Source organism: Culturomica massiliensis, assembly GCF_900091655.1.
Classification (GTDB): Bacteria; Bacteroidota; Bacteroidia; order Bacteroidales; family Marinifilaceae; genus Culturomica; species Culturomica massiliensis.
Map to the genome: position 1 here is coordinate 1507600 of NZ_LT594621.1, position 25065 is coordinate 1532664.

General features: G+C 37.8%; 25 protein-coding genes. 10 read left to right on the forward strand and 15 right to left on the reverse strand.

Annotated elements, in window-relative coordinates:
• Positions 1-6: 6 nt before the first annotated feature.
• The 15 genes from BN8908_RS07735 to pseB form a co-directional block, all read right to left on the reverse strand.
• Positions 7-759: an SDR family NAD(P)-dependent oxidoreductase gene (locus BN8908_RS07735; RefSeq protein ID WP_068689877.1), complete on the reverse strand. Its 753-nt coding sequence runs from the start codon at positions 757-759 to the stop codon at positions 7-9.
• A gap of 11 nt (positions 760-770) precedes the next feature.
• The gene (locus BN8908_RS07740) at positions 771-1535 is read right to left on the reverse strand and encodes an SDR family NAD(P)-dependent oxidoreductase (RefSeq protein ID WP_068689879.1); all 765 of its coding nucleotides are present in this window, start codon (positions 1533-1535) and stop codon (positions 771-773) included.
• Complete coding sequence (locus BN8908_RS07745) at positions 1535-1765, reverse strand: phosphopantetheine-binding protein (RefSeq protein ID WP_068689881.1); 231 nt, start codon at positions 1763-1765, stop codon at positions 1535-1537. Before BN8908_RS07745 ends, BN8908_RS07740 begins: the two co-directional genes overlap by 1 nt.
• Before the next feature lie 14 nt (positions 1766-1779).
• A complete protein-coding gene (locus tag BN8908_RS07750) occupies positions 1780-2766 on the reverse strand; it encodes a sugar-transfer associated ATP-grasp domain-containing protein (protein ID WP_068689883.1) in 987 nt (328 codons plus the stop codon).
• A gap of 24 nt (positions 2767-2790) precedes the next feature.
• Complete coding sequence (locus BN8908_RS07755) at positions 2791-3417, reverse strand: PglD-related sugar-binding protein (RefSeq protein WP_068689885.1); 627 nt, start codon at positions 3415-3417, stop codon at positions 2791-2793.
• A gap of 21 nt (positions 3418-3438) precedes the next feature.
• Complete coding sequence (locus BN8908_RS07760; protein ID WP_068689887.1) at positions 3439-4809, reverse strand: hypothetical protein; 1371 nt, start codon at positions 4807-4809, stop codon at positions 3439-3441.
• Positions 4810-4868: 59 nt separating this feature from the next.
• Positions 4869-6332 carry an oligosaccharide flippase family protein gene (locus BN8908_RS07765; RefSeq protein WP_068689889.1) on the reverse strand — a complete coding sequence of 488 codons (1464 nt, stop codon included), beginning with the start codon at positions 6330-6332 and terminating at the stop codon, positions 4869-4871.
• Positions 6325-7206: a hypothetical protein gene (locus BN8908_RS07770; protein ID WP_148453235.1), complete on the reverse strand. Its 882-nt coding sequence runs from the start codon at positions 7204-7206 to the stop codon at positions 6325-6327. The genes BN8908_RS07765 and BN8908_RS07770 overlap by 8 nt, the downstream gene beginning before the upstream one ends.
• A gap of 452 nt (positions 7207-7658) precedes the next feature.
• Positions 7659-8381: a hypothetical protein gene (locus BN8908_RS07775; protein WP_235837419.1), complete on the reverse strand. Its 723-nt coding sequence runs from the start codon at positions 8379-8381 to the stop codon at positions 7659-7661.
• Positions 8299-9354: a hypothetical protein gene (locus tag BN8908_RS07780; protein ID WP_068689896.1), complete on the reverse strand. Its 1056-nt coding sequence runs from the start codon at positions 9352-9354 to the stop codon at positions 8299-8301. The genes BN8908_RS07775 and BN8908_RS07780 overlap by 83 nt, the downstream gene beginning before the upstream one ends.
• The gene (locus BN8908_RS07785) at positions 9327-9935 is read right to left on the reverse strand and encodes a YdcF family protein (RefSeq protein ID WP_235837420.1); all 609 of its coding nucleotides are present in this window, start codon (positions 9933-9935) and stop codon (positions 9327-9329) included. The genes BN8908_RS07780 and BN8908_RS07785 overlap by 28 nt, the downstream gene beginning before the upstream one ends.
• Positions 9920-10981 carry an N-acetylneuraminate synthase family protein gene (locus BN8908_RS07790; protein ID WP_068689900.1) on the reverse strand — a complete coding sequence of 354 codons (1062 nt, stop codon included), beginning with the start codon at positions 10979-10981 and terminating at the stop codon, positions 9920-9922. The genes BN8908_RS07785 and BN8908_RS07790 overlap by 16 nt, the downstream gene beginning before the upstream one ends.
• 6 nt (positions 10982-10987) lie before the next feature.
• A complete protein-coding gene (locus BN8908_RS07795) occupies positions 10988-12163 on the reverse strand; it encodes a DegT/DnrJ/EryC1/StrS family aminotransferase (protein ID WP_068689902.1) in 1176 nt (391 codons plus the stop codon).
• A 2-nt stretch (positions 12164-12165) separates the two neighbouring features.
• On the reverse strand, positions 12166-12906 hold the full coding sequence (locus BN8908_RS07800) for a cytidylyltransferase domain-containing protein (RefSeq protein WP_068689904.1): 741 nt from the start codon (positions 12904-12906) through the stop codon (positions 12166-12168).
• Positions 12903-13919 (reverse strand): UDP-N-acetylglucosamine 4,6-dehydratase (inverting), encoded by a 1017-nt coding sequence (gene pseB, locus BN8908_RS07805; RefSeq protein WP_068689906.1) that lies wholly within the window; start codon positions 13917-13919, stop codon positions 12903-12905. The genes BN8908_RS07800 and pseB overlap by 4 nt, the downstream gene beginning before the upstream one ends.
• 573 nt (positions 13920-14492) lie before the next feature.
• Here pseB and BN8908_RS07815 point away from each other — a divergent pair.
• From BN8908_RS07815 to BN8908_RS07860, 10 genes are all read left to right on the forward strand, one after another.
• Positions 14493-14951 (forward strand): helix-turn-helix domain-containing protein, encoded by a 459-nt coding sequence (locus BN8908_RS07815; protein ID WP_021988465.1) that lies wholly within the window; start codon positions 14493-14495, stop codon positions 14949-14951.
• A gap of 144 nt (positions 14952-15095) precedes the next feature.
• Positions 15096-16073, forward strand: a complete 978-nt coding sequence (locus BN8908_RS07820) for an NAD-dependent 4,6-dehydratase LegB (RefSeq protein ID WP_021988463.1) — start codon at positions 15096-15098, stop codon at positions 16071-16073.
• Complete coding sequence (locus BN8908_RS07825; protein ID WP_068689910.1) at positions 16066-17211, forward strand: LegC family aminotransferase; 1146 nt, start codon at positions 16066-16068, stop codon at positions 17209-17211. The genes BN8908_RS07820 and BN8908_RS07825 overlap by 8 nt, the downstream gene beginning before the upstream one ends.
• The gene (locus BN8908_RS07830) at positions 17208-17846 is read left to right on the forward strand and encodes an acetyltransferase (RefSeq protein ID WP_068689911.1); all 639 of its coding nucleotides are present in this window, start codon (positions 17208-17210) and stop codon (positions 17844-17846) included. Before BN8908_RS07825 ends, BN8908_RS07830 begins: the two co-directional genes overlap by 4 nt.
• A complete protein-coding gene (gene neuB / locus BN8908_RS07835; protein WP_021988460.1) occupies positions 17846-18853 on the forward strand; it encodes an N-acetylneuraminate synthase in 1008 nt (335 codons plus the stop codon). The genes BN8908_RS07830 and neuB overlap by 1 nt, the downstream gene beginning before the upstream one ends.
• Entirely contained in the window at positions 18850-20007 is a 1158-nt protein-coding gene (gene neuC, locus BN8908_RS07840) for a UDP-N-acetylglucosamine 2-epimerase (RefSeq protein ID WP_068689913.1), read from the forward strand. The genes neuB and neuC overlap by 4 nt, the downstream gene beginning before the upstream one ends.
• Positions 20007-21047, forward strand: a complete 1041-nt coding sequence (locus tag BN8908_RS07845; protein WP_021988458.1) for a nucleotidyltransferase family protein — start codon at positions 20007-20009, stop codon at positions 21045-21047. The genes neuC and BN8908_RS07845 overlap by 1 nt, the downstream gene beginning before the upstream one ends.
• A 2-nt stretch (positions 21048-21049) precedes the next feature.
• The gene (locus BN8908_RS07850) at positions 21050-21733 is read left to right on the forward strand and encodes an acylneuraminate cytidylyltransferase family protein (protein ID WP_068692167.1); all 684 of its coding nucleotides are present in this window, start codon (positions 21050-21052) and stop codon (positions 21731-21733) included.
• A 10-nt stretch (positions 21734-21743) separates the two neighbouring features.
• Positions 21744-23192: a lipopolysaccharide biosynthesis protein gene (locus BN8908_RS07855; RefSeq protein ID WP_068689916.1), complete on the forward strand. Its 1449-nt coding sequence runs from the start codon at positions 21744-21746 to the stop codon at positions 23190-23192.
• An 11-nt stretch (positions 23193-23203) separates the two neighbouring features.
• Positions 23204-24943, forward strand: coding sequence for an asparagine synthetase B family protein (locus BN8908_RS07860; RefSeq protein ID WP_068689917.1), 1740 nt, complete (start codon positions 23204-23206; stop codon positions 24941-24943).
• Positions 24944-25065 lie beyond the last annotated feature (122 nt).

A 25065-nucleotide genomic window follows, 5' to 3' on the forward strand; every position in this document is an offset into this window, starting at 1 on the left:
ATTCGCTTATATGGTAGCACAACCATCAACACCCAATATCTGTCCGGATATATATGAAGCTCTTTCCGATGCTAAAAAAGCACAGGCATTAGCAATATCGGATGGGGTTCCCAAACGCCCCAACGCAATCTTCTGAATGCGTAAATCAATCTTATCCGCACTTTCCTCGTAAAGTTCTGTGAAACGTTCCGTTTTAATAATGCCCGGAGCAACGGCATTCACACGTATTCCCATCGGGGCCAATTCCTTCGCAGCCGATCTGGTTAATGAAATAACGGCCCCTTTCGTTGCCGAATAGGCAACTTGTCCAGGAGAACCGACAACTGCCGTTACAGAAGCGATATTAACAATAGCCCCCCCTCCTTTACGTCCCATAAGACGCGCAACTAACTGTATCAATTCTATGACAGCAATAACGTTAACCCGGAACATAAATTCAGTCTCGTCCCGCGTAATCATTCCTAGTTTACGATTAAACACTACTCCTGCATTATTGACAAGGGTATCTATACGTCCTTCCGCTTTATAGATATTTGTTATCGCATTTTTTACCGCCAAAGAATCTGTCACATCAAAAGAAACCGGATAAATCTTTCCTTCGTTTTCTTTACTTATACATTCCGCCCAAGAATCCATCAGACCTTCTGTACGATCACAAGCATATACGATCGCTCCGTCTGAAGCAAACTGTTCTGCTATCACTTTACCGATCCCTTGAGCTGCTCCCGTTATAATGCAAACCTTTTTATCTAATAACATAGTATTTTTATCTAATTCAATAATCGCCCTCCGTCAAGTACCAAATCTTGTCCAGTCATATAAGAGGAGGCATCAGATAACAAAAAAACGCATCCCTGAGCAATTTCTTCCGGTTGGGCATAACGTTTAAAAGGATATTTTTTCTTATCATTCTCTATGTCTTCCTGCGATAAAGACACTGTTTGTAAAAAAGGTGTCTCTACCATAGCTGGACATACAGCATTACATCGAATACCTTTTGCAGCCAATTCCAGGGCAGCGAATTTCACAAATCCATGAAGTGCACTTTTAGACGCTCCATATATCCCGTTTCCTGGTTTAAACGAAAACACGCCTGCTACCGAGACTAAATAAACCAAAGAAGAGACTTTACTGAGTTTTTTCTTCTTAACAAGTAATTTTGTTAATAACACAGGAGCAAAAAAGTTAATATCAAAAACCCGATAAAAATCTTCTCTGGAATAAAAAGGGATTGTTTTAGTTATACCGATACCAGCGCAAAAAACAACCCCATCTAAGATAGACAACGTATCAATCAAAGCTGTTAATCCCTCGTCAGTAGATAAATCCGCTACCCGTATTTCATGGTTCTGAATACAATTTTCTGTTTTCAGTAATGACAATGTTTCTTTTAGGCCTTCTTCATTGATATCTGCCAATATAAGTTTTGCACCTGCCATAGCACAGGCAATAGCCGTACACCGTCCGATACCGGAAGCACTACCTGTAACCATGATTGTTTTATTTCTCAAAGCAAACGGAAGTTCCGGATTCATTACAACTTAGATTTTACGATATTGTACAAATCTTCTATTGTTACAGCCTGACGCATTTCTTCACTTTTTATCGTCACGTTGTACTCCTCATCTATCATTCCGATAATGGATAGTGCAATAATCGAACTATATTCTTCCAGTTCATGGAAAACAGTTCCCGTTTTAAACTCATGACGATCCGTATCGTCAAATTGTTCTGCAAACTTGTCGATGAATTTATTTATCTCCATAATTCATAAGTTATTTAATGTATTTTACTCAATACTTTGCGATATTCTTTCCAGAGTCCTTTATTGTATAATTGCTGGAAATCATGATCAGCATTATCATTGGCTTCTATTAAAGAAAAGTTACCGTTTACTCCTATTACTACATCCCAACCGATATACCTGACTGTTGGTATCATACGCGCAGCTTTTTCTACAAATAATTTACACTCTTCCCAACAAGGTATTTGAAACCCTACAATTTGTTTACCGGTAAGCGGATGACATATATAGGTATTATCGAACATATCATAACCGAGGGAATTTATTACCCCACTTTGAATATCTATATTGGCACCAATCCCTTGAAAATGAAAATTATCTACATTATTTTTATTATTTCCCATACGAATTCTTGCATTCATCAAATAAACTTTATCTGTTTTTTCATTATAAACAGTAACAATTCTGATTGTATTGATTGACCAGGGATGAAATGAAGCCAATTCATCATTTTCAATTATCGGTTCTTCCAATATATAATTCGCCTCTTTTTTAGTCTGTAATTGCTGATAAAGTTTCTCTACATTAACGTCTGAAGATTGAAGTTTTTTTATACCGATACCTCTAAAAGAAGAAATATCCTTAAGAAAAACAACCTCATAATTTAAAAAAAAATTGCAGAATTCCTGAAAGGTACAAGTAGATACATCTAACCAATTACGTCCCAAATAAGCCGAAAAATGACGATTAAAACAAGCTTTGTCTCTGCATAATTCTCTATCCGTCAATGTAGGATTACATATTGCTTGTATCTTTTTATGCCGGCGAAAGGTGATAAACTCTTTCCTTCCTGAACGCCTCAGATAAAAGAAACGATAAGCAAAATAGTCATTTATTGATGCTCCATGAATAAAAAAAGCAATTATCCAATCTACAAAAAATACTCCTTTCCACCATAAACTTCTTTTTTCTTTTTCAAATCGATTCTGACATTCTTTAAATCTTGAAAAGACATACAACATACTCGCTCAATATTTAAATTTATTCTATAAAATTTTTGCAGGTACACCAAAAACCGTTGTACCGGGTTTTACTTTTCGCATCACGAAAGAACAAGCTCCGACTTTGGCTCCTTGTCCTACAATAACATTATGACTGATAACAGCATGAGTGTGAATCGAAACCTCATCTTCAACAATTATACCTCCTACACAAACAACCTGCGTATCAATTCTAACTTCGTTACCTATCCGGGCATCATGACCAATTACGGTATAAGATTGTATCATATTGTAATTACCAATACAAACATCGGCTCCAATAGAAACAAAAGCCCCGATAAGATTGCCGTGTCCCATTTTCACATTCGTTCCGATACGGGCCGTTTTATGAATGATATTCACAAATTTTCCACCCTTGGCTTCAATAGTTTCAGTACATCCGACACGACAATTTCCCCCAATAGAACTAATGAAAACGTCATTTTGCTGAGGTATATATTCACAAATTCTACCCAATAAAGGAGGATAATTATCAAAACCTTCAAGAGATTGAAGATTATCATCTATAAATCCTTTAATACTGAAATCCTCCCCATATCCTACGGATTCATTAGCTAAATCATATACCGTACGTCCCATTCCCCCGGCACCTATGATAATTAAATTTTTCATTTTCAATTTTTATCTAATTATTTAAAACAACTCATCTATTTTTTTACCGTCAAATTCTGAATAGATAGACAAAGACCGTCGTGTAGCTATACTTTCAGATACATACTTTTCAAAATCTTCCTGAGAAGCGATTTCCCAAACAGCCTCTTTATCTGTTGGATTAAGATACTTGGGTCGAAAAGCCGGATAACACAATTTACCAACCTTTTTCCCCATAGCAAGAGCCTCATAAAGTACTGTCGAATTTTCACCTATAATATGTATAAAGCTATTGAGTACAACATTGGAATTGATCTTATTATCCTGTAAAAGGATGTTCTTCCGACAATCTATAACAATCCGATGTTTTCTTTGCAATATTTCCATCGGATGAGGACGTATATGAAAAGTATAGGCAGGATTAGCTTCTGCTAAAATTTCAACGATATTCACAATTTTATCTGTTATTTCCGGATCTGAAATAATCAGAATATCTTTATCTGAAAATGGGCATATTGTGCTTAATTTCTTTAGCAACAAAGGAAATGCCCATCCAATGTTTATTATCCGGTTTTCATCAATGCCATACACATTTCGGGGAGGCATATTACCAAAGGCAAAAAAATAATCCGGGGTGAACAAAGATTCACGCCGACCGGAATATACTGATGTCTCCCCATAAGTAATACCATGCTGAAACTCTATTGTTGTTATTCCCCTTTTTTTGGCTTCAACCATTTGAGGTAAAAATGCGACTCTGGGAACAACCAAAACCCGTTTAGGCGATAGCTTCCTATAAACATTCCTGTAAAAATAAGCCAAGGCTCGATATTCCATTATTTTACGGATTGCACATTTTCTATCATTCTCAGAATAGGGGACTAAATGGTTCACAATTTCAAAAAGCCGGTTAAATTGATTTTTATATTTTTTACCGAATCTACGTGAAAATAAAATGGCATAGAGTCGGGCAAAAACATCGAAAACATCTGTAAATACTACCATTTTCGCATGAATACGTGGAGTACAGTGAACACCGGCTCTACTTCGTTCAAAAATCAGACAATTATTTTTTAACGAGCTAAATTCTATAACCGGGTCTGTAAATTTATCAATATAAAGGTTATCTACTTTTTCGACCCGATGAAAAGGAAAAATAATGTTATCGATATGACCACGTTTTATGCTTAATTTTAACAGGTGCCAAAATGATATAAAAAAAGACAGAATAGCCTTTCTTTTCTGTAATGGAGAAGTAAAAGGCATTATTTCTAATCCATTCGTTTTTATATAAAGTCTTCTGATATCCGCCCGTATAATATTATACACATAATCACCGGCCACACAACAAGTATAACAACCACTCTCTTCTTCTTTTTTCACAAATTCCTTAAGGAGAACTTCTTCGTCCATATATATCCCTTATATTTAGTATTATTTGTACAGAGAAAATTCAAATCGATAAAACATTTCTACTTCAAATCGATAATTTCCGGTCTTTTCACCAGTTGTACAATCATGGCAGCTGTTTTACCAAGTGACGTACGATTCATTAAAAGAAATACAATCAAGGGAAGCAATAACCATATAAAATGCCCTCTCTCTGAAAAAAAGTATGTTGCCACTAAAGTAAATAGATATGAGACACTTATTCTTACTGGAAAAGCCATTTCTAAAACTTTCAAAAATTTGAATGGCTCTCCCATTACTTTTAATGTATACAGAGCACATTGATACGTAAATAACACATAACTTACAAGAGTAGCCACAAGTATTAAATCATAAGAAAAATTGAATACACGAATAAATAAAAATAAAAGACCTATATTCACAATTAAAGAAATACAGGAAATACAAGAAATTCTTCTTTCTTTATTTTGTGCCATTAAAAAAGTATTTAATCCAAAAGCATTAGCATAAGGCAATATCGTTAAGGCTGCAACGCAAAGCATACGTTGTATATCCCCATATTTCGGCATAAGCAAACAAAGCAAGTAAAAAGCTGGAAAAGCCAGATATACCAAGCCGTGTACAACCATAAGATAACTGTTGCGTATCATTAAAATAACTGACTTACATTCTTCAAAATTATTTCCTTTCAATTTTTGTATGATTTTAGGAAATACAATGTATCCGAAAGCTTCCAGAAATAGGAGAATGGCATGAGCTAGTGTATATGCAAAACTGAATTTTCCATAATCGGAAACAGAATAATAGGCACTAACAAAAGAAGAGGTCGAAAACATAATAAGATAAAAAGCTCCATTGTAGAGAAATAACCAAAATCCTTTAAAAAAAACGGTATTCATACTGCTACAGGAAATAGCCCCTTTTATCGTTATTTGTTTCCTAAGTATAAATACGGCGAAAGCCAAACTCTGGCCTAACATATAAGCCCCCAATAAATACCACAATGTGTTGACCGGAGAGAAAATGACGGCTAAAAAGAAAAGTAGCGGAATTATCGATTGAAAAAAAGCCAGTTCCAACAGACGATTCTTTACCCGGTATATAGAAGAAAAAACTTTATTGAAATTCCAAACAATAATTGTATACAATATAGCCGGAAGATATATTCCAATATCATATTTTAACAAAAAACCGAAATGGGCATACTTAATAATAATAAAACTGAGGATCACCAAAATATTTAAACCGATAGTTATAATAATAGATGATAATATATGACTGGAGCTACGTTCTTCGACCTCCCTATCCTGTACCAAAAGAATATTAATTGAATTAGAAATTCCAAAATCAATAATATTATAAAAATTGATCAGAAGTAAAATAAAACTCCAGACTCCGAAACCAACCGGTCCTAATTTAAGTGCAATATAAAAAGAGGCTATGAATTGGAAAGCATAGGTAACATACCGTGTACCTACATAAAGAAAAATCTTATTTCTTAATATTGTGGATAAAAACTTAAACATAATGACATTCTATGCACTGTTCGTCGTTCAGTTTTGCCACTCGTGACATAAGAAATATCACAAACATTAACATGGTTAACGAATAGCTCACCATTGCCACTTTCGTAGAATGAATAAAAAAATAAGCTGCAAATAAAAAAACAGCCATTTTATATGGATTCTTCGAAAGGAATAATCTCAACATATAATAACCGCAAATGAGTAAAAAAACGATATTAACAACAAAATTAATATATCCTATATCTCTATTTCCTGTAACAGTAAAACTACTTCTATCCAAATAACTTAGATTAAAAAATGAAGATCCGATTAAAGTTTTAGGTGTAACTGCAAATTCCAAAGTTGCCTGGGTATAGTCCATCGAACCGGACCCCAACTTAGCAAAAATGAAAAACAAATCGTCAATATTAAGTAAGGAATAAATGAAAAACGAACCGGTCAATATCAAAATTATAATTGCAAAATTTTTTAAGAATGTTTTCTTATTTATAAAAAACATATTGTGGATAAGATAAAAAATCACACATAACAATACAGCTAAAATATTCGTTGTAGATCCAGCTAAAAGTAATATCAATAAGAAAACCAACAGAGTAACTATTATATATTTGTTTTTTTTAATATAATACAATGATAAAAACAGGGCCGGAAATAACATAAATGTTAGAATATGCGGTTCATGATAAATACCTAACACGAATCCCTGATCTTGAAAAAAAGGAATTCTTATATCAGAGGAGACAAGGAAAACCGAGAGATAATATGGTAAATAATAATCCGCACCCAAATTGTTATAATTATCACTAAACAAATCATATCTTGTATTTACAGAATTCATCTGAGGATTTATACCTGTTTTTATCAATAAATACATAAATACGCAACTAAAAATACACAAACCGACAAGCCATAAATATCCGCGAGATATAAACCATAAGGATTTTGCTGTTGTATAATATCTTCGATAATCTTTAAACAGATTATGTAATATCAGATAAAAAACCGTATTCAAAGTTAAATAAATCAATGCTGACTTCCATCCTGTATCGGTCAAAATAGCCGAAAAAAAATTGCATACATTTAAAATCAAATAAATATAAAAAAGAGCATCTTTTCGAGGAATAGTAAATGGTTTGTTAAATCGTACGGATACATATAAAATATTGAATCCCAGAAACAGGAGCATATTGACGTAACGATCGTACTGTCCGAATAATAAATAAGGTATAATCGAATAACTTGTTGACAGATTCAGTAACACCATAAATGAATCTATAAACAAGAGCGATTTGGAAAGACCTTTAAAAGAATGAATCATAAAAAAGGTTAACGAACAGAAATAGCCGTGTAACACGGCCGCAATTTCAAATGGCGATGAATACTAAAACCATCTTTATTAACTCCGTCTATATCATGATATTTACCTACATATATCCTGTCCCCGTTATGATCTAAATCGCTACACCATACAAAATCAGTTTCCCAAAGATTTTTTCCGTAAGCTAACCTATAAGCGAAAAATGTATAGGCACAGAGCATTGCAGAAGGAAACGTGATATTATTTTCTGAAGCAAGAATTACGTCGGGCATAACGGCTCTCGTAGAGTCCGGAGGATTTTTTTGAAGTAAATACCAACCGGGAGCTACTGCAAAGTCAATAAAATCTTCATTCAGATACCAATCTTGATTATAAAAACAAGGAACCTCTTTATCCGGATCTATGCCGAAGCATGAGCGCAATGAACGTATTGAAAAAAGACCTTCCTTAACATCAGGAATAACCAGGATAAGAAGAAAACCATCTTTCGCTGCTTTATACAAATCCCGATCTTCAAAAAGAATTGGAATATCAATATCATTTAAATCAATTTCACAGTCTAATTTTCGAAGCAAAGGTTTTAACTCCTGAATCCCGATAAAATTATCAGCGAACAATTGTTTCGCTTCATTACAATTCATAATTGTTTTACTTTGTAGATATTTTTGCAATATAAATGCCGGCATTATCCTCTCCGGCAATGTAATAAGAAGTAAGTATGCTTTTTCCATTATCAACCAATATAGAGCTACCATAGCCCATATCATAATAGCTACCTTCGAAAATATTCAAAGATTTTATCAATTTTAATTCCATGGTATCTAACATGGAAAAAGTGAAATTTACGATACCGCCGTTACCATAAAGACGATAGGTAAGAAAAAGTTGATAATGGGAATTTACAAGCAGATTCGGTGAACCTATCCATATTCCCATAGGCTCTATTTTCCAATTCAGGTAAGGAGGCATAGCACGCCCGATCACAGCCCGACCGTTATCATTTCTAACGACGACAATCATTTCTTCCTTATCAATAAAAGCGAGATCAACTTCTGATGGAATATTCTCCGTTTGAACAGGAAGAGAGCATATTTTTGTCCAATGTTTCGCATCTGTCGATTTCATAAGGAGTGGAGTAAGACCTTCTTTATAGGCGAATCCCCAGGCAGTCTTTCCACACCACCGTATTTTCCATAACCAGGGCCGGGTATTATCATCCATGATAACATCTGAGAATTTACGAAACTTATTTACTTTTTTATCAAAGGAACTCAATACTGTTTTATCATGAATGATTTTACCGTTTTCCATTTGATTAACTCCACACAACATTAAAAGTTCATTTTGAGGTGAAATAGAAAAAAAAGGATCTCTCAAATCTCCGTTATATGTTAATGAGTCTATTGAATTCCACTGAGATAAATTGTCTGACACCAAAACACGGATATATCCGTTTTCAATTTCACCACTACTTACATGTTTTTCTCCGACTCTGAAAGCAACGAAATATTTATTATTAAATTTTATCAGAGAAGTAAAAGCTGCATGCTTCTCCTTCCAGATAAGCTTTATATCCTCTAAACCAAAACTGTCAGACCATTCTATATCTTCGCTCATACCTTCTTCCTTATGAGCACATGAATGAAAAAACAAAATCGCTAATATAAAATTCAATATCAGTACGATACTATACTTTCTTTCCATTTTTGATAAGTAATTGCTTCAAAATAAGTTGCTAAATGTCCCAAGACCGAGTACTTTTCAATCCGATCAAACTCCTGTTGTAAACAGGAATACCGATCACCCCAGGGCTGTGGAGTAAACCACTCCAACTGGTCGACCGGAGCATTATAAATCACGATTTCAGCTTCTGCCTCCAGAACCGATTTTAGAAAGGTCAGATAGGCCCGGTATTGATGATAAGGAGACGCGACAAGTATAATCTTCTTCCAATCCCGTTGCAAACAAAGTTTTATAATCTCTTCCGCCTGTTCCCTGGTATTTAAAGATCGGACTTCATGATACAGATTTTCCTCGGGAATGCCCGCTTGTAAAAGCAATGGTTTTATTTCCGCATAGGGGAAACTCCCATAAGCATAATCTGTAATCCCTCCACTGAATACAATCAACGGAGCCCATTTTTCCTGAAAAAGCTTTACCGCATGCCGATAACGATTGAATCCGTCACCCTCCAGTAGAATAATGGCATCAGACGCCCGGATCAAATCGTTATCGACCAAAGTTATGAAAATCTCTCTTTCCGTGAGCATCAGAAATTTTCCCAAAATAAAGGTTGTCCTTTTTCTATATTTTCTTTACAGGTTTTTCCAATGATAACGGACTTATATTTAGGAGGAATCCCTAAAGCCGGACGCAATACATCAATATCTTCTTCAGTCATAATATGTCCTTTCGGTAAGTTCCGTTTGGCATATAAACAACGACGTTGTACATAAACCGTTTCCCCTTCTTCGGCAACCACTTCTTTCCGGGTACTTCCCATGGCTCGTTCTACTTCCCGAACGTAATCGACCATCTGTCTAAAATCCTGTGGTTCCATGGAATGAGGATGATCAGGCCCCTTGTCTTTTTTATTCAATGTAAAATGTTTCTCAATCACACATCCTCCCAATACCACCGAAGCCAAAGCAACTACCGGTCCCGGTGCATGGTCCGAATATCCAGTCAATACATCGAAAGCCGACTGATAGGTTTTCAACACATTAACATTGGCACTCTCTATTTTAGATGGATAATTGGTAATACATTGCATCAAAATAAGATTCCGGTTTCCTGTAGCTTCTATCGTTCTGACAGCCTCGTCTATCTCCGACAATGTAGCATCACCTGTTGCCAACATCAACGGTTTCCCCGTACGGGCAATATAATCCAGCATTTCCAACCAGGTAATATCACCGGAACCGATTTTAATAAAAGGCACATCCAATTCAACACATAAATCAACAGCCTCTTTAAAATAAGGAGAAGTGGAAAAATCAATTCCAACTTGCTTACAGTAATCTGCGATCTCTTGATGCCATTCCATCGGAAATTCTACATCTTTAAACACTTCACTGACGGTTCTCCCCCAAGAACCGTGAACCCCTTTCAGTTGCATCCTGGAAAATCCCCCTTCCGAAACAATTGTCGGAGCTGTGAATGTCTGAAACTTTGCACAATCTGCACCGGACTCTTTCGCTGCATCGATCAAACGTTTCGCTTTATCGATACTACCGTCGAAATTACCTCCGATCTCTGCAATTATATACGTAGGGAGCCCTTGCCCAACAAGCCGGCTTCCGATTTTAATTTCTTTATTGAATGGTCCCATAACTTTCTATTTAAATTGATTAATTGTTTGTCGTAATACTTTAGCTTGTTGCCTGGCTTCATCCAAATTCCAGTAATTCGTCTTTAATTGTATCATTCTGCTTTGTAAGTATTCTGAAATAGGACACAAATCAGCATTATATTTTTGCCATACACCTTTCATATTTTGAACAATATTTTGAAAAAAAGGCTCATTATAGGAAAGTTTCCAAGCAGCATAATACCCATCACCTCCATTTTTCTGAAATAGATCACGAAATTTATACCAATCCGTATCTGGTTTACTCGTATTCAGCACTAAACTATATGACCAATAAGAATTAACTATACCTTCAGGCTCTGCCTGACGCTTCAATAAAGTCGTATCTCCAATAGCTTCATCAAAGATTTCAGCAATTTTCAAACGGTTATCAACCAATTCTTCAATACGCTCCAATTGTCCTAAAGCGACTGCAGCTTGTAGTTCAGACATACGATAATTAAACCCCATAGCAATATGTCTACTGTATTTGGGATCCTGAATGTCATTGCGGGTAATCTTACCTTTCTTAGCACTAACTCCTGCATATCCGAGGCAACTGAAACGACGCGCATTATCCGCATATGTTTCATTATTTGTAATAAGCATTCCACCTTCACCAGTTGTCAAATGCTTACTCGCTTGAAAACTGAAACTCGAAAAATCACCAAATTCCCCCACAATTTTTCCTTTATATTTACCCAGAAAACATTCTGCATTATCTTCTATTAAAAAAAGATTATGTTTTCGACAAACACTTAAGATAGAATCATAATCAGGTGATAATCCATAAAGTGATACAGTAATAACAGCTCTCGTTTTGTCAGTTATCACTCGCTCAATACTCTCAGCTGTTATAAGAAAAGTATCAGGATCTACATCTGCAAACACCGGAATAGAACCATTGTGCAATACAGCTAAAGAAGTACTGGTCATTGTCAACGCCGGAACAATCACTTCATCTCCAGCCAAAACACCTAAGGCTGCTAGTGCAGTATGCATTGTTTCCGTACCATTACAGTGTCCGATTGCATAAGCCGTATGAAATCGCTCGGCAAAAGCCGATTCCAATCTATTAGTAAAAACAGAATTTAAAGAAGTTGCAAAAGCATTATCTAAAACCTGATTGACATAATCACGCTCTAATTGGGAAATACGTTCCATAATTATTTATTTTTATACATTTCACTACGGGTAACATTTGAATTCATCTGAGCTATATCGGGATATTGTTTGATCAATTGAAGAATATCATCCATATGAAAGATCTCATCAGTTTCTCTATATAGAAATGAATATACCCTTTCAACCATAAAGAAATCTTTTTCTGTATCAATCGTCCATCTTAAATTTGAAATATTTTCAGTATGAGCAATATTTATAATCTTAAAATCTGACGGATTACGATAGAAATATTGTGTAACATGTTCACGTTCGAAAGAACTGACCGATTTTGATTCAGCTACTTCCAAAGCTTTCCTGGTAAATACTTCCACATCTAATCCTTCAGGAAAAGTAGGTGGATAATTATTACAAACAAAATCTGCCTTTTCTTCCTGGAGAACACGAACAGCACGATCAATAATTAATGGTTCCTTAAAAGGATCATCTGCAGTTATGCGTATAATAATATCAGCCTTACAGGTAATTGCTGAATTATAATATCGATTCAAAACATCATTTTCACTTCCTCTGAATACAGTTATATGATTAAGAATAGCCCATTCGTACAATTTATCATCTAAAGAATTTGTTGTAGTCGCTAATACGATCTCATCTATAGTGTAAGCAAATTTTAATCGATTTATAACATGCCAAATTAACGGTTTTCCACAGATGTCAGCAAAAACCTTATTCGGAAACCGAGTCGATCCGCAACGGGCTTGAATAATGGCGACAACTTTCATTCAATTTCAAAATTAGGATCTACAAATTTTTTTATTTTTTCACGCATGGATTCTACTGTTTCCCACTCGGTATTTTTATCAGAACTATAATGGAAATTTTCCGGGACAGGTGTTGCGTTATGATATTTAATAAAATCTTCTCTCGTATAACGATCTGATACAGAAGGAAGAATTGCATAATAAGCTCCCAGATCAATCGTATTCATGGCATCCGTCGGAGTGATCATTTCTTCATGCAATTTTTCCCCCGGACGTATCCCGACAATTTCAATTTTTGCATCCGGAGCTATGGCTTTAGCTACATCTACAATTTTGTATGAAGGTATTTTTGGTATAAAAATTTCTCCGCCTAAGTGATGTCCGATGGCAAACATCACTAAATCGACTCCCGCTTGTAATGAAATATTAAATCGAGTCATTTCCTCATGAGTAATAGGAAGTACTCCCGTTGACCTTCGGTTCATAAAAAAAGGAATGACCGATCCTCTGGATCCCATTACATTTCCATAACGCACAACCGAAAAACGCAAATCCCGACCTCCTTTTATATTATTTGCTGCAACAAATAATTTGTCAGAACATAACTTTGTAGCACCATACAGGTTTATCGGTGCACATGCTTTATCAGTCGATAATGCCACAACATGCTTCACATTCGTTGCCAATGCTGCATTAATCACATTTTGGGCTCCATGTATATTGGTTTTTACACATTCATCCGGATTATACTCCGCCGTATCTACTTGCTTTATGGCCGCAGCATGAATAATTACATCAATACCTTCACAAGCCCGCTTTAAACGCTCTCCATCCCGTACATCTCCGATAAAAAAACGTAACTGAGGATATTCTTTTTCCGGATATTTTTGTTTCAACTCAAACTGTTTCAATTCATCCCGAGAATAAATAACAATTCTTCGAACTGCAGGATAATCTCGCAATATAGTCTCTACAAATTTTTTTCCAAAAGAGCCTGTGCCACCAGTAATAAGGACTGACCTCGTGTTTAACATGATTTAAATATTTATTTAGTTATCAAATAGTCAACAAGTTATATGTATAAATTTAAAGTAGTGTAAAGAGGGAAAAGAAAGCAAAATAAAACGAGCGTTTTTACTGGATATAAAAGGATCTTTACTTTGTTTCATTTTGAAAGAGCATGGTTCTCCCGTAATAGTTTTGTATATTTTGTAGAAACAGATGGGTATAGCGTAATCATTTTACGCTATAGAAGATAATCGGACGAAAATAATTCTTTATCACCCAGATGACAGTAGAGCGAATGTTATACTTTTCGTACAGAATGGAAGTGTATGGTTGGAGATTTCATACAACAGTCTTGTTCCCATGATCATATTGCAATCTTTGAAAGAAAATAAAAAATTATTCAACAGACTTTTGAAATGTATAGTTAAATGAGTAAATTTGTTGCGCAGAATTGAATTTTCTTTATCATTCTGTTCCATAACCTGGGACTTACCGGGCGAAGCTGTAAACAGCAGTTTCATTGTATATGCATGTTAGATAGTCTGATCACTTCCAAAACTCGGATTAAATTACTTTTAAAGTTTTTTTTGAATTCATCCATGAAAGCCTATTTACGTGGGCTTGCAGATGAATTTGGCGAATCGACAAATGCTATTCGGTTGGAATTAAATCATTTGGAAGAAGCCGGTTTGTTATGTGCCGAATCTGAAGGGAATAAAAAGGTGTATCAAGCAAATCCACGGCATCCGCTTTTCGGAGATATTCGTAGTTTAGTACTAAAGCATAGTGGTATAACTCAAGTCATTGAAGGTGTAGTTGAGCGTGTCGGAGACATATCCCGTGTATGGGTTCGTGGAGATTTTGCTGTAGGTATTGATTCTAACCTGATCGACTTGGTTATTGTCGGAGAGAATATCGATATGGATTATTTCAATAGCCTTGTAAAAAAAGCAGAGGATTTGATAAAACGCAAAATTCATTGTACAATTATTTTTCCTGAGAAAGAAACAGATTACTTCACTCCCGAAGAAAAAAGGCTATTGATTTGGAAAAAATAAGTGAGACGAGGGCATTTTTCATGTATTATTTTCACCAATAAAACGCTCGTTTAAATTGGAAATATTCCGGCTTTGTTGTCACTTTAAATAATATTGATTAAAAATCTTAAAGACTTTATTTTATAATTTAATACGAACCCAGTTATGCAAAAAGTATTGGTAACCGGAGGAGATGGCTTTATCGGCTCTCATCTGACAGAAATGTTATTGGAACAGGGGTATGCAGTACGTGCCCTATCGTATTATAATTCATTCAATTACTGGGGATGGCTCGACAGTATGGAACATCCGCATCTGGAAGTGATAACCGGAGACGTAAGAGACCCACATTTTTGTAAACATATTACCCAAGGGATTGATGTCATTTTTCATTTGGCAGCCCTGATCGCAATCCCTTATTCGTATATAGCTCCGGATAGTTATGTCGACACCAACATCAAAGGTACACTGAATATTTGTCAGGCAGCCAAAGAAAACGGAGTGAAAAGGGTATTGGTCACTTCCACATCAGAAGTGTACGGAACAGCCCAATATGTACCCATTGACGAAAAGCATCCCAAACAGCCGCAGTCACCTTATTCAGCCACAAAAATCGGTGCAGATGCGATGGCGATGAGTTTTTATAATGCTTTTGAATTACCGGTTGTGATCGTACGGCCTTTCAACACCTATGGTCCCCGGCAGTCTGCCCGGGCTATCATACCCACCATCATCACCCAGATTGCTAACGGGAAAAAGGAAATCCTGTTAGGTGACCTGACACCTACCCGGGATTTTAATTTCGTAAAAGACACCTGTAAAGGCTTTATCGAATTATCGCAGTGTGATGCCGCTATCGGTCAGGAGGTGAACGTGTGCAGCAATTTTGAAATCTCGATGCGGGATACGTTGGAATTGATTGCCAAACTGATGAATTCCGATGTAAAATTCATAGAAGACGAACAACGTCTGCGCCCAAAAAATTCTGAAGTTTTCCGCTTATGGGGAGATAACAGCAAAATCAAGTCATTAACGGGATTTTGTCCGAAATATTCCATAGAACAAGGTTTACAGGAAACGATAAACTGGTTTTCAGATAAAGAAAACCTAAAAAAATATAAAGCAGATATTTACAATGTATAATCACATCATTAACTTTATCCGTGAAACATTTCATCAACCGGAAGGAGTTGTGCCTTTGCATGCACCCTGTTTTATCGGTAATGAAAAAAAGTATCTCAACGAATGTATCGATTCGACATTTGTATCGAGTGTGGGGAAGTTTGTCGACCGTTTTGAAGAAATGGTAGCGGAGTACACAGGTGCTAAACGGGCCGTTGTTTGCGTAAACGGAACGAATGCACTCCATATGGCTATGCTGCTGGTCGGAGTAGAACACGGAGATGAAGTGCTTACCCAACCGTTAACGTTTATTGCTACGGCCAATGCTTTAAGTTATATCGGTGCTCATGCTGTTTTCCTGGATGTAGACCGGGATACAATGGGCTTATCTCCTGCAAAAATGCGCAAGTGGCTTCAGGAAAATGCAGAAATCCGGTGTAGCGAATGTTTCAATAAAACTACAGGCCGGAAAATAAAAGCCTGTGTACCGATGCATACTTTCGGGCATGCAGTGCATCTGGAGGAATTAGCAGAATTATGCCGTGAATATCATATCGAGCTGGTGGAAGATGCCGCGGAAAGTATGGGCAGTTTTTACAAGGGGCGGCATACCGGAACATTCGGCAAGGTAGGTGCTGTCAGTTTCAACGGCAACAAAACCATTACGACAGGCGGTGGAGGGATGCTGTTGTTTATGGATGAGGAGTTAGGGAAACAGGCCAAGCATTTGACGACACAAGCCAAGGTTCCTCACCGCTGGGAATTCGTACACGATTGTGTCGGATACAATTACCGGATGCCGAATATCAATGCAGCCCTGGGATGTGCCCAGATGGAGCATTTACAGGAATTCGTGGATAATAAACGGGAACTGGCCTGGAAATACGCGACTTATTTTGAAGGAACGGATATTCAGTTTTTCACGGAACCCCGGGATTGTACATCCAATTATTGGCTGAATGTGGTTTTACTGAAAGATAAAGAAGCCCGCAACCGTTTCCTGGAAGAAACCAACGATGCGGGAATTATGACCCGTCCGGTATGGCAGTTGATGAACCGTTTACCCATGTTTAAAGATTGTGAGTGTGGAGATCTGAGTAATGCCGAATGGCTGGAAGCGAGGATCGTGAATATTCCGAGTTCTGTAAGATTGTCATGAAACAACAGGAGTTAATATTAGTCGGCGGGGGAGGGCATTGCAAATCAGTCATCGAAGTGGCAGAAAGTGCCGGAATACGAATTGCCGGAATACTGGATACGAGGGAAAACGTGGGAAAGAAAGTATTGGGATACGATATTATCGGTACAGACGACGCAATAGCGGAATGGGTAAATAAAGCAGAGTTTATCGTCACGGTAGGCCACATCAAAAATGCCGCTCTCCGGGTCGGATTACACGAAAAAATTGCCTCTGCCGGAGGACGCTTTGCCACTTTGATTGCTTCGACCGCACATGTATCGAAATATGCTATTATCAGGGAAGGTACGGTGATCATGCATCAGGCTTTAGTAAATGCAGATGCAAAAATTGGTAAAGGTTGTATTATCAACACTTTTGCCAATATAGAACACGATGCGGTTATTGGAGATTATTGTCATATTTCTACCGGGGCTATGGTAAACGGGAATTGTGTGGTAGGCCAAAAAACTTTTTTAGGCAGTCAATCTGTGATAGTAAACGGTGTTTCTGTTGTAGAGGGGTGTGTAATCGCCGCAGGAACCATGGTTAGAAAAAATATTCTCCGGAAAGGAGTGTATTCGGATAATCCAGCTATGTTAAAAATAAAGCTATAATGTGCAGGACATTAATTATTGCCGAAGCTGGAGTGAATCATAACGGTTCGACGGAGCTGGCCAAACAATTGATCGATGCCGCGGCATCAGCCGGGGTGGATTATGTAAAATTCCAGACGTTTAAAACAGAGCGACTGGTTTCGCATCAGGCCCGGAAGGCCGAGTACCAGAGAAAAAACCGGGAAGATGCGGACGATTCGCAATTCAGTATGTTGAAAAAACTGGAATTAAGTCCAGAACAACATTTTGAATTAATGGGGTATTGCCGGGAAAAGAAGGTACGTTTTTTTTCAACGGCTTTTGATTTGGAGAGTATCGATTTTCTGAGCGACTTGAGATTGGGTATGTGGAAGATTCCTTCCGGGGAAATAACCAACTATCCTTATTTAAGGAAAATTGCCCGGAAAGGCGAGCCAGTCATCCTTTCGACAGGGATGAGCAATTTGAAGGATATAGCGGATGCAATAGCTGTACTCGAAAAATACGGAACCTCCCGGGAGTACATCACCATTTTGCATTGCAATACAGAGTATCCGACTCCTCTGGCAGATGTGAACTTACGGGCCATGCAAACGATAAAGGAGACTTTCGGCGTAAAGGTCGGCTATTCCGATCATACGATCGGAATAGAGGTCCCTATCGCAGCTGTCGCTCTCGGAGCAAAAGTGATTGAAAAGCATTTCACTCTAAGCCGGACTCTGGAAGGTCCCGATCATCAGGCATCACTGGAACCTCAGGAACTCAAAGCAATGGTAGATGCTATCCGGAATGTGGAAAAGGCTTTGGGCGACGGGGTTAAGCAAATGACGGACTCTGAAATGAAAAACAGACCGGTAGCCCGGAAGAGCATCGTTGCTTCCGCATGTATCAGGAAAGGTGAGAAATTCACGGAGGATAACCTTGCCGTGAAACGTCCGGGCAACGGAATCTCTCCTATGGAGTGGGAAAATATACTGGGCCGGTGTGCTTCCAAAGATTTTCAGGCGGACGATTTAATCGAATTATGAGGAAAATTTGTATTGTTACAGGTTCCCGGGCAGAATGGGGATTGTTAAGCAGACTGGCACGGATGATCGGGAATGATCCGCAACTGGAACTGCAAATCATCGCAACCAATATGCACTTATCCCCGGAATTCGGCTTAACTTACCGGGAGATTGAAAAAGACGGATTTACCATCGACAAGAAGGTAGAAATGCTATTGTCTTCCGATACCGCCAATGCGACTGGCAAATCCGTCGGACTTGCGACGATCGGTTTTGCCGATGCTTATGAAGATTTAAAGCCCGACTTGCTAGTTGTGTTGGGAGACCGATATGAATTACTTGCTGCATTAACAGCCGCTTTATTTTATAAGATTCCGATAGCCCATCTGCATGGAGGAGAAATTACCGAGGGTGCTTATGACGATTCGATCCGGCACGCTATCACCAAAATGAGCCATTTGCACTTTACTTCTACAGAAGAATACCGCCGGCGGGTGATTCAATTGGGGGAAGATCCGGAACGGGTATTTAATGTAGGAGCAATCGGTATCGATAACATCCGGCATATGCAGTTACTGAAAAAGGAGGAACTGGAAAAAAGCCTACATTTTTCTCTGACTGAAAAAACGGTACTAGTCACTTACCATCCAGTTACTTTAGAGACTATTTCTGCAGAAGAGCAAATCGACAATCTGCTGGAGGCTTTGGAAACTTTCCCGAATTTAAATGTTATTTTTACACTTCCCAATTCAGATACCGACGGCCGCATTATTATCCGGAAGATAAATGATTTTGTCAAAGTAAATTCCCGGCGTAGCATCGCTTTCCCCTCTTTGGGACAACTACGCTACTTCTCAGTATTACAATATATACATGCTGTTATCGGCAATTCTTCCAGCGGTATACTGGAAGTACCTTCTTTCGGAAAATTTACTTTAGATATCGGCGAACGGCAAAAAGGACGTCTCCGGGCAGACAGTATTTTCCATTGCGGAACCGGAAAAAATGAAATAGAGAACGGTATCAAAGAGATACTGGAGCTCTCCCTTTCCCCGGAACGATCTGTGGGCACCAATCCTTACGACAAACCAGAAACAGCCTTCCATATCTTCCATACACTGAAAACTTTTCCATTGACAAATATTGTTTGTAAACACTTTTACAACTTACCATAATGATGAATTTCTCCCATTATCTGATCCGTTCCAATCAGTCTGTAAAAGAGGCTTTAATCGCATTGAACCGGCTGTCTGCTGACACCTTAACCCTGTTTGTCGTCGACCCGGAAGGGAAAATGACCGGGACCGTAACGGACGGGGATATCCGGCGGAAACTCATAGACGGAATTTGCCTGAACGACCCGATATATCAGGCCATGAATCCTGATTTTTATTATCTGAATGAAAAAGAAATCGATATCGAAAAGGTGAAAATCATTAAGAATAAAGGGATTGCTCTGCTACCGGTACTTTCATCGGATCGCCGGATCATAAAGGTTCTGAATCTGAAAAAAAAGAAATCGGTACTTCCTCTGGATGCGGTAATCATGGCGGGCGGTAAAGGAGAACGCCTACGTCCCCTGACGGAAAAAACACCGAAACCGCTTTTAAAAGTAGGGGAAAAATGTATTATCGACTATAATATCGATAATTTACTGACCCACGGCATCGAACACATTTACGTTACTGTAAACTATTTGGGAGAACAACTGGAAAAACATTTCGAACAGGAACGAGACGGGATAAAAATCCGATGTATAAAAGAGCCTTGTTTTTTAGGAACAATCGGCTCTGTCAAGTTTATCCCTTCCTTTTGTAACGACACGGTATTGATTATGAATTCCGATTTGTTCACCAATATCAATCTGGAAGATTTTTACCTGCACTTTCAAAAAAATAATGCGGATATGGCCGTTGCTGCCATCCCTTATTCTATCTCCGTACCTTACGGCATTTTCAAACTGGAAGAAAGGGAAATTAAAGGAGTTCTGGAAAAACCGACTTACAATTACTACGCTAATTCAGGTATTTATCTGATAAAAAGAAAATTGTTGGAAATGATTCCGGAAAATACGTTTTACAATGCCACTGACTTTATGGAAAAGCTCATTGCCGGAGGCTTCCGGGTCATTCGTTTTCCTCTAGTAGGTTATTGGATTGATATCGGTAAACCGGAGGATTACAGGAAAGCCCAGGATTTTGCAAAACATTTATGATTATGAATAAGATATTGACTGTTATCCCTGCCCGGGGCGGAAGTAAAGGGTTACCCGGGAAAAATATAAGGCCTCTATACGGAAAACCTTTGATCGGTTACAGCATCGATGCAGCCAGGGAAGTGCTGGAAGATAAAGATATCTGTGTTTCGACCGATTCTCCGGAAATCGCAAAAGTCGTAGAAGAATATGGCCTGCAAATTCCCTTTTTACGTCCTGAATATTTAGCTACAGACACAGCTACGACGGCGGATGTATTGTTACATGCCATCGAATTTTTCCAAAGACAAGGTAAGAATTACGATCTTCTGTTATTATTACAGCCTACTTCACCTTTTCGCAACGGGACCCACATCCGGGAAGCTCTCGCCCTCTACCGCCCGGGTATAGAAATGATCGTGTCCGTCAAACGCTCTCATGCCGCCCATGTAATTTGCTGCGAAAACAGGGAAGGCTACCTGACTTTACCTTTAAATCCGCAGGCTTCGAGAAGACAGGAATGCCCCGATTATTACGAATATAACGGAGCCATTTATGTAATTGATATTGCTTCTTTTTTAAGCCGGAAGAGCCTCAACTTTGAAAGAAAAGTAAAATACGTGATGGACGAATACGCTTCCGTCGATATCGATCATCAGGAGGATCTTCTGTATGCTGAATTCTTAATGAATCAAAGGGTCAGTTAATTTGGTACGTATGTCTTCCTGGATTTCCCGCATTCCGAACTCTCCTTCTTTATGGTATGTGTTTTTACGTTATATCACCTATGCCATACAGTTTATAAACTCTATCCTTCTGGCCAATTATTTAGGAGTGTACGGTTTTGGTATCTATGGCTTTATACTTCTTTTACAGCAATATTTATCTTATACAAATCTGGGAATCAATGAATCTTTAAATACGGATTTCGCGTTAAAAAAACACAGTCGTTTCCTGCCCTCGTTAATCTGGGACTGTGCCTGGAGCATTAATCTCCTGCTCATTCTGTTGGTATTTTTAGCAGGAATCGTTTTATTGGTATGTTGGCCGGGTATGTTTCAAAAATACGAATACTCCAGCTATGCGCTGCTTTTGCTGGGAGCAAATGCATTTATGAATGCCAATAAGCTTTACATCACTTTTTATAAGCTTTACGGCAGAATGCAGAAGATCAATTTCCAGCAATTTATGCCTAATGCACTTCTGTTATTGCTTACCCTGATTTACAAAGAAAGGATAACCGTTGTAACGATTGTCTGGGCTTTATTGATAGGAAATATTATTCCGTTTATTTGGTTCAGGATAGGTCTTCCTTTACGATTTCATTTCCGTTTACACCGCATTATTACCCTTCGGCTTCTGAAAAGAGGGGTCAGCTTACTGTTATACAATCTGAGTTTTTATTTTATACTTGTCGCTGCTTCTTCTATCGTTAGTATTTTTTATACGGTGGAAGAATTAGGAGCTTATTCGTTTTCTAATACACTCAGTAATGCCGTCATAATGGCAGGCGGGGCATTTTTATTTATTTTCTACCCCAAGATGATTTACAAGCTGGGGTTGAAAGATAAAGCGGAGGTTCAGGCATTTCTGAAACGTATCCGGTATATCTACATTTTATGTATAGACCTAGTCGCTTTGTTGTCGGTATTACTGATTCCTTTTTTGGTTTATATCGCTCCGGACTATGAAACGACGGTCAATATCTTTAAGATTTTAATCATTGCCAGAATTATTATGAATGCAACTAGCGGCTATGCAACGCTCTTGGTGGCCACCCGTCAGGAGCCGGTACTGATCGTATACGGAATACTTGCCATTGCCATCATTATCGTAAGCGGTTGCTGTATCGGTTTTCTGCATTTAGGAATAGAAAATATCGCCTGGTCTGTCGTCATTGCCTCTTTATGCTACACCTACCTGGTCGTACGGAAAGGAATCCTTCACTTTTCTCCGGCTTCCGTTTACGGTATACTAAAAGAAATCTTCGACAAAGGCAATTTGCTTGCTTTGTTCTGTATCTGTCTGTCCATACTTATAAATAATGCATTCGTTATTCCTTTTATCGGAATTCTTCTGTTTCTATACATCAATAAAACACGTTTGAAAGAGACTTTTTTATCTGTTATGGAAATCATACGCAACAAAAATAGTCTGAATTTTTAACCGATCATTTTATGGAATTTATTATCGGGAACCTTCCCTTCAGTCAAGCTGAAAAATTAGACGATACCCTTTATTATCAGGGGCATTTAGAAAAATACGGGGATTTGTCCATCCTCTCGGAAGGGTACATTTTCGACCCACAGTTTCAGAATATACCCCATTATTGCAGTGCCGGATTAAAAGAAAAAGATGCTTCGGGAATCTATAATATTTTTTGTTACCATGCCCGGACAAAAGAATTGATCTTTAAAAATGATAAAAGAGGAACTCTCCCTGTCTATACCTACCAAAAGGGACAGGAATTCCTGTTTTCGAACAACGTATGGAAGATTGTCGAAATCGTTCAGAACAATACCGGTATACGTTTGGCTGGCTTGAAGGAACAATTATGCCACATTACCGAACTATCCCCCACACTTACTCTTTTCGAAAATATTTTCCGGCAGGAAAGTGCTACTTTATTCATATATAAGCGGGGAAACATTTTCCGGAAAAGATACTGGAATTTCACCTATACGCCCGAGGGTAGTCTAAAGCCTGAAACGGCTATCGAAGAGCTGGATGCTTCCTTGAAATCCTATTTTTCTTTTATCCATCGCGAAAACGGTGAAAAAATAATGGGGTTCGGTAATAGCGGAGGACTCGACTCCCGACTGATTGCCCATTATGCGCTCCAGGAAAAGATTCCAACCGAAGCCTTCATTATTGCCCGGTTAAAACCTCACGGCATACTGAAAGCAACTTCTCCTTATATATCTGAAAAAATTGCCAGACTCTACGATTTTAACTCGAGGATAATAGAATATTCTTCAGATAAGCTGAAAGAACATTTTCTACTGGATATCAGAAATGCTCCTTTTACTTCCAGTCAGATATTCATAAATCCTTATACGAAACTTAATTTTTTTGATTATGAAATGACCGGAGAACCGGGAGGCATTATTTATATGCCACCGGCCTGTAACAGCAACATACCGGAAGATCTATTGAAACATGCAAATTATTTTCTAGGTTTCAGGAAATTCAGTTTGCCTTCGGTACGCACTTTCTTCAGAAACAGTTTCCTACATCTGAAAATACCTTTCGATGTGCAAGCAAACGAAGGCTTCACCGGCCTGAAGCATTCGGTATATTCTAAAATTATACTCTCTTACGACCCCAAAGAATTTACGGAACATTTAGCCTCTTCGCTAAATGAATTGGGTGGAGAAAACAATGTGGAACGCTGGGTCCGGATTCATGATAACATCACCACCAAATACGCTTACAACGGAGGATACGAATCCGTAAGCGGGCTATACAGAAGTTACTATCTTTACTATCCTTGCTTTTATGAAAAGATGCAATATTATCCTTTGGAGTTTTTTCATGAACGTAAATTGGCAAAGGCTTTTATTTTGAAAATTAACCCGGATTTAGGCAAGATCGCCAATCAAAACCTGCAAATGCCTTACCCCACTTCCCGGTTATATAAGTTATATAAAGCGCTGGAAATGGGACTACGGGGACGCGGACTGAATTATGACTACATGTTACATTCCCCGGAATATAAAAAATTGGCGAAGGATATACTGGAAAGAGACAATCCCTTATTTTATTCTGTCGTAAATAAACAGCTAATATCCGGACATCCCTTCCTGTATACTTTTGCAGGGACAACCCTCATTAAACTAAAATTATTGACGGACATTTTTTATTATAAAGAATGGGATTTATTGAAAAATGACCGTTTTCAGTTAGCAAACTGGTAGACTTTCTTCTTTGTTGATATGAGAGATAATCAAAATTCAATCGCTGTCATTGCGTTTAAATTCAATGATATTTTTTACAGCCTGGCCACGGAAGAATTAAATAATTCCGGATTCAAAATATT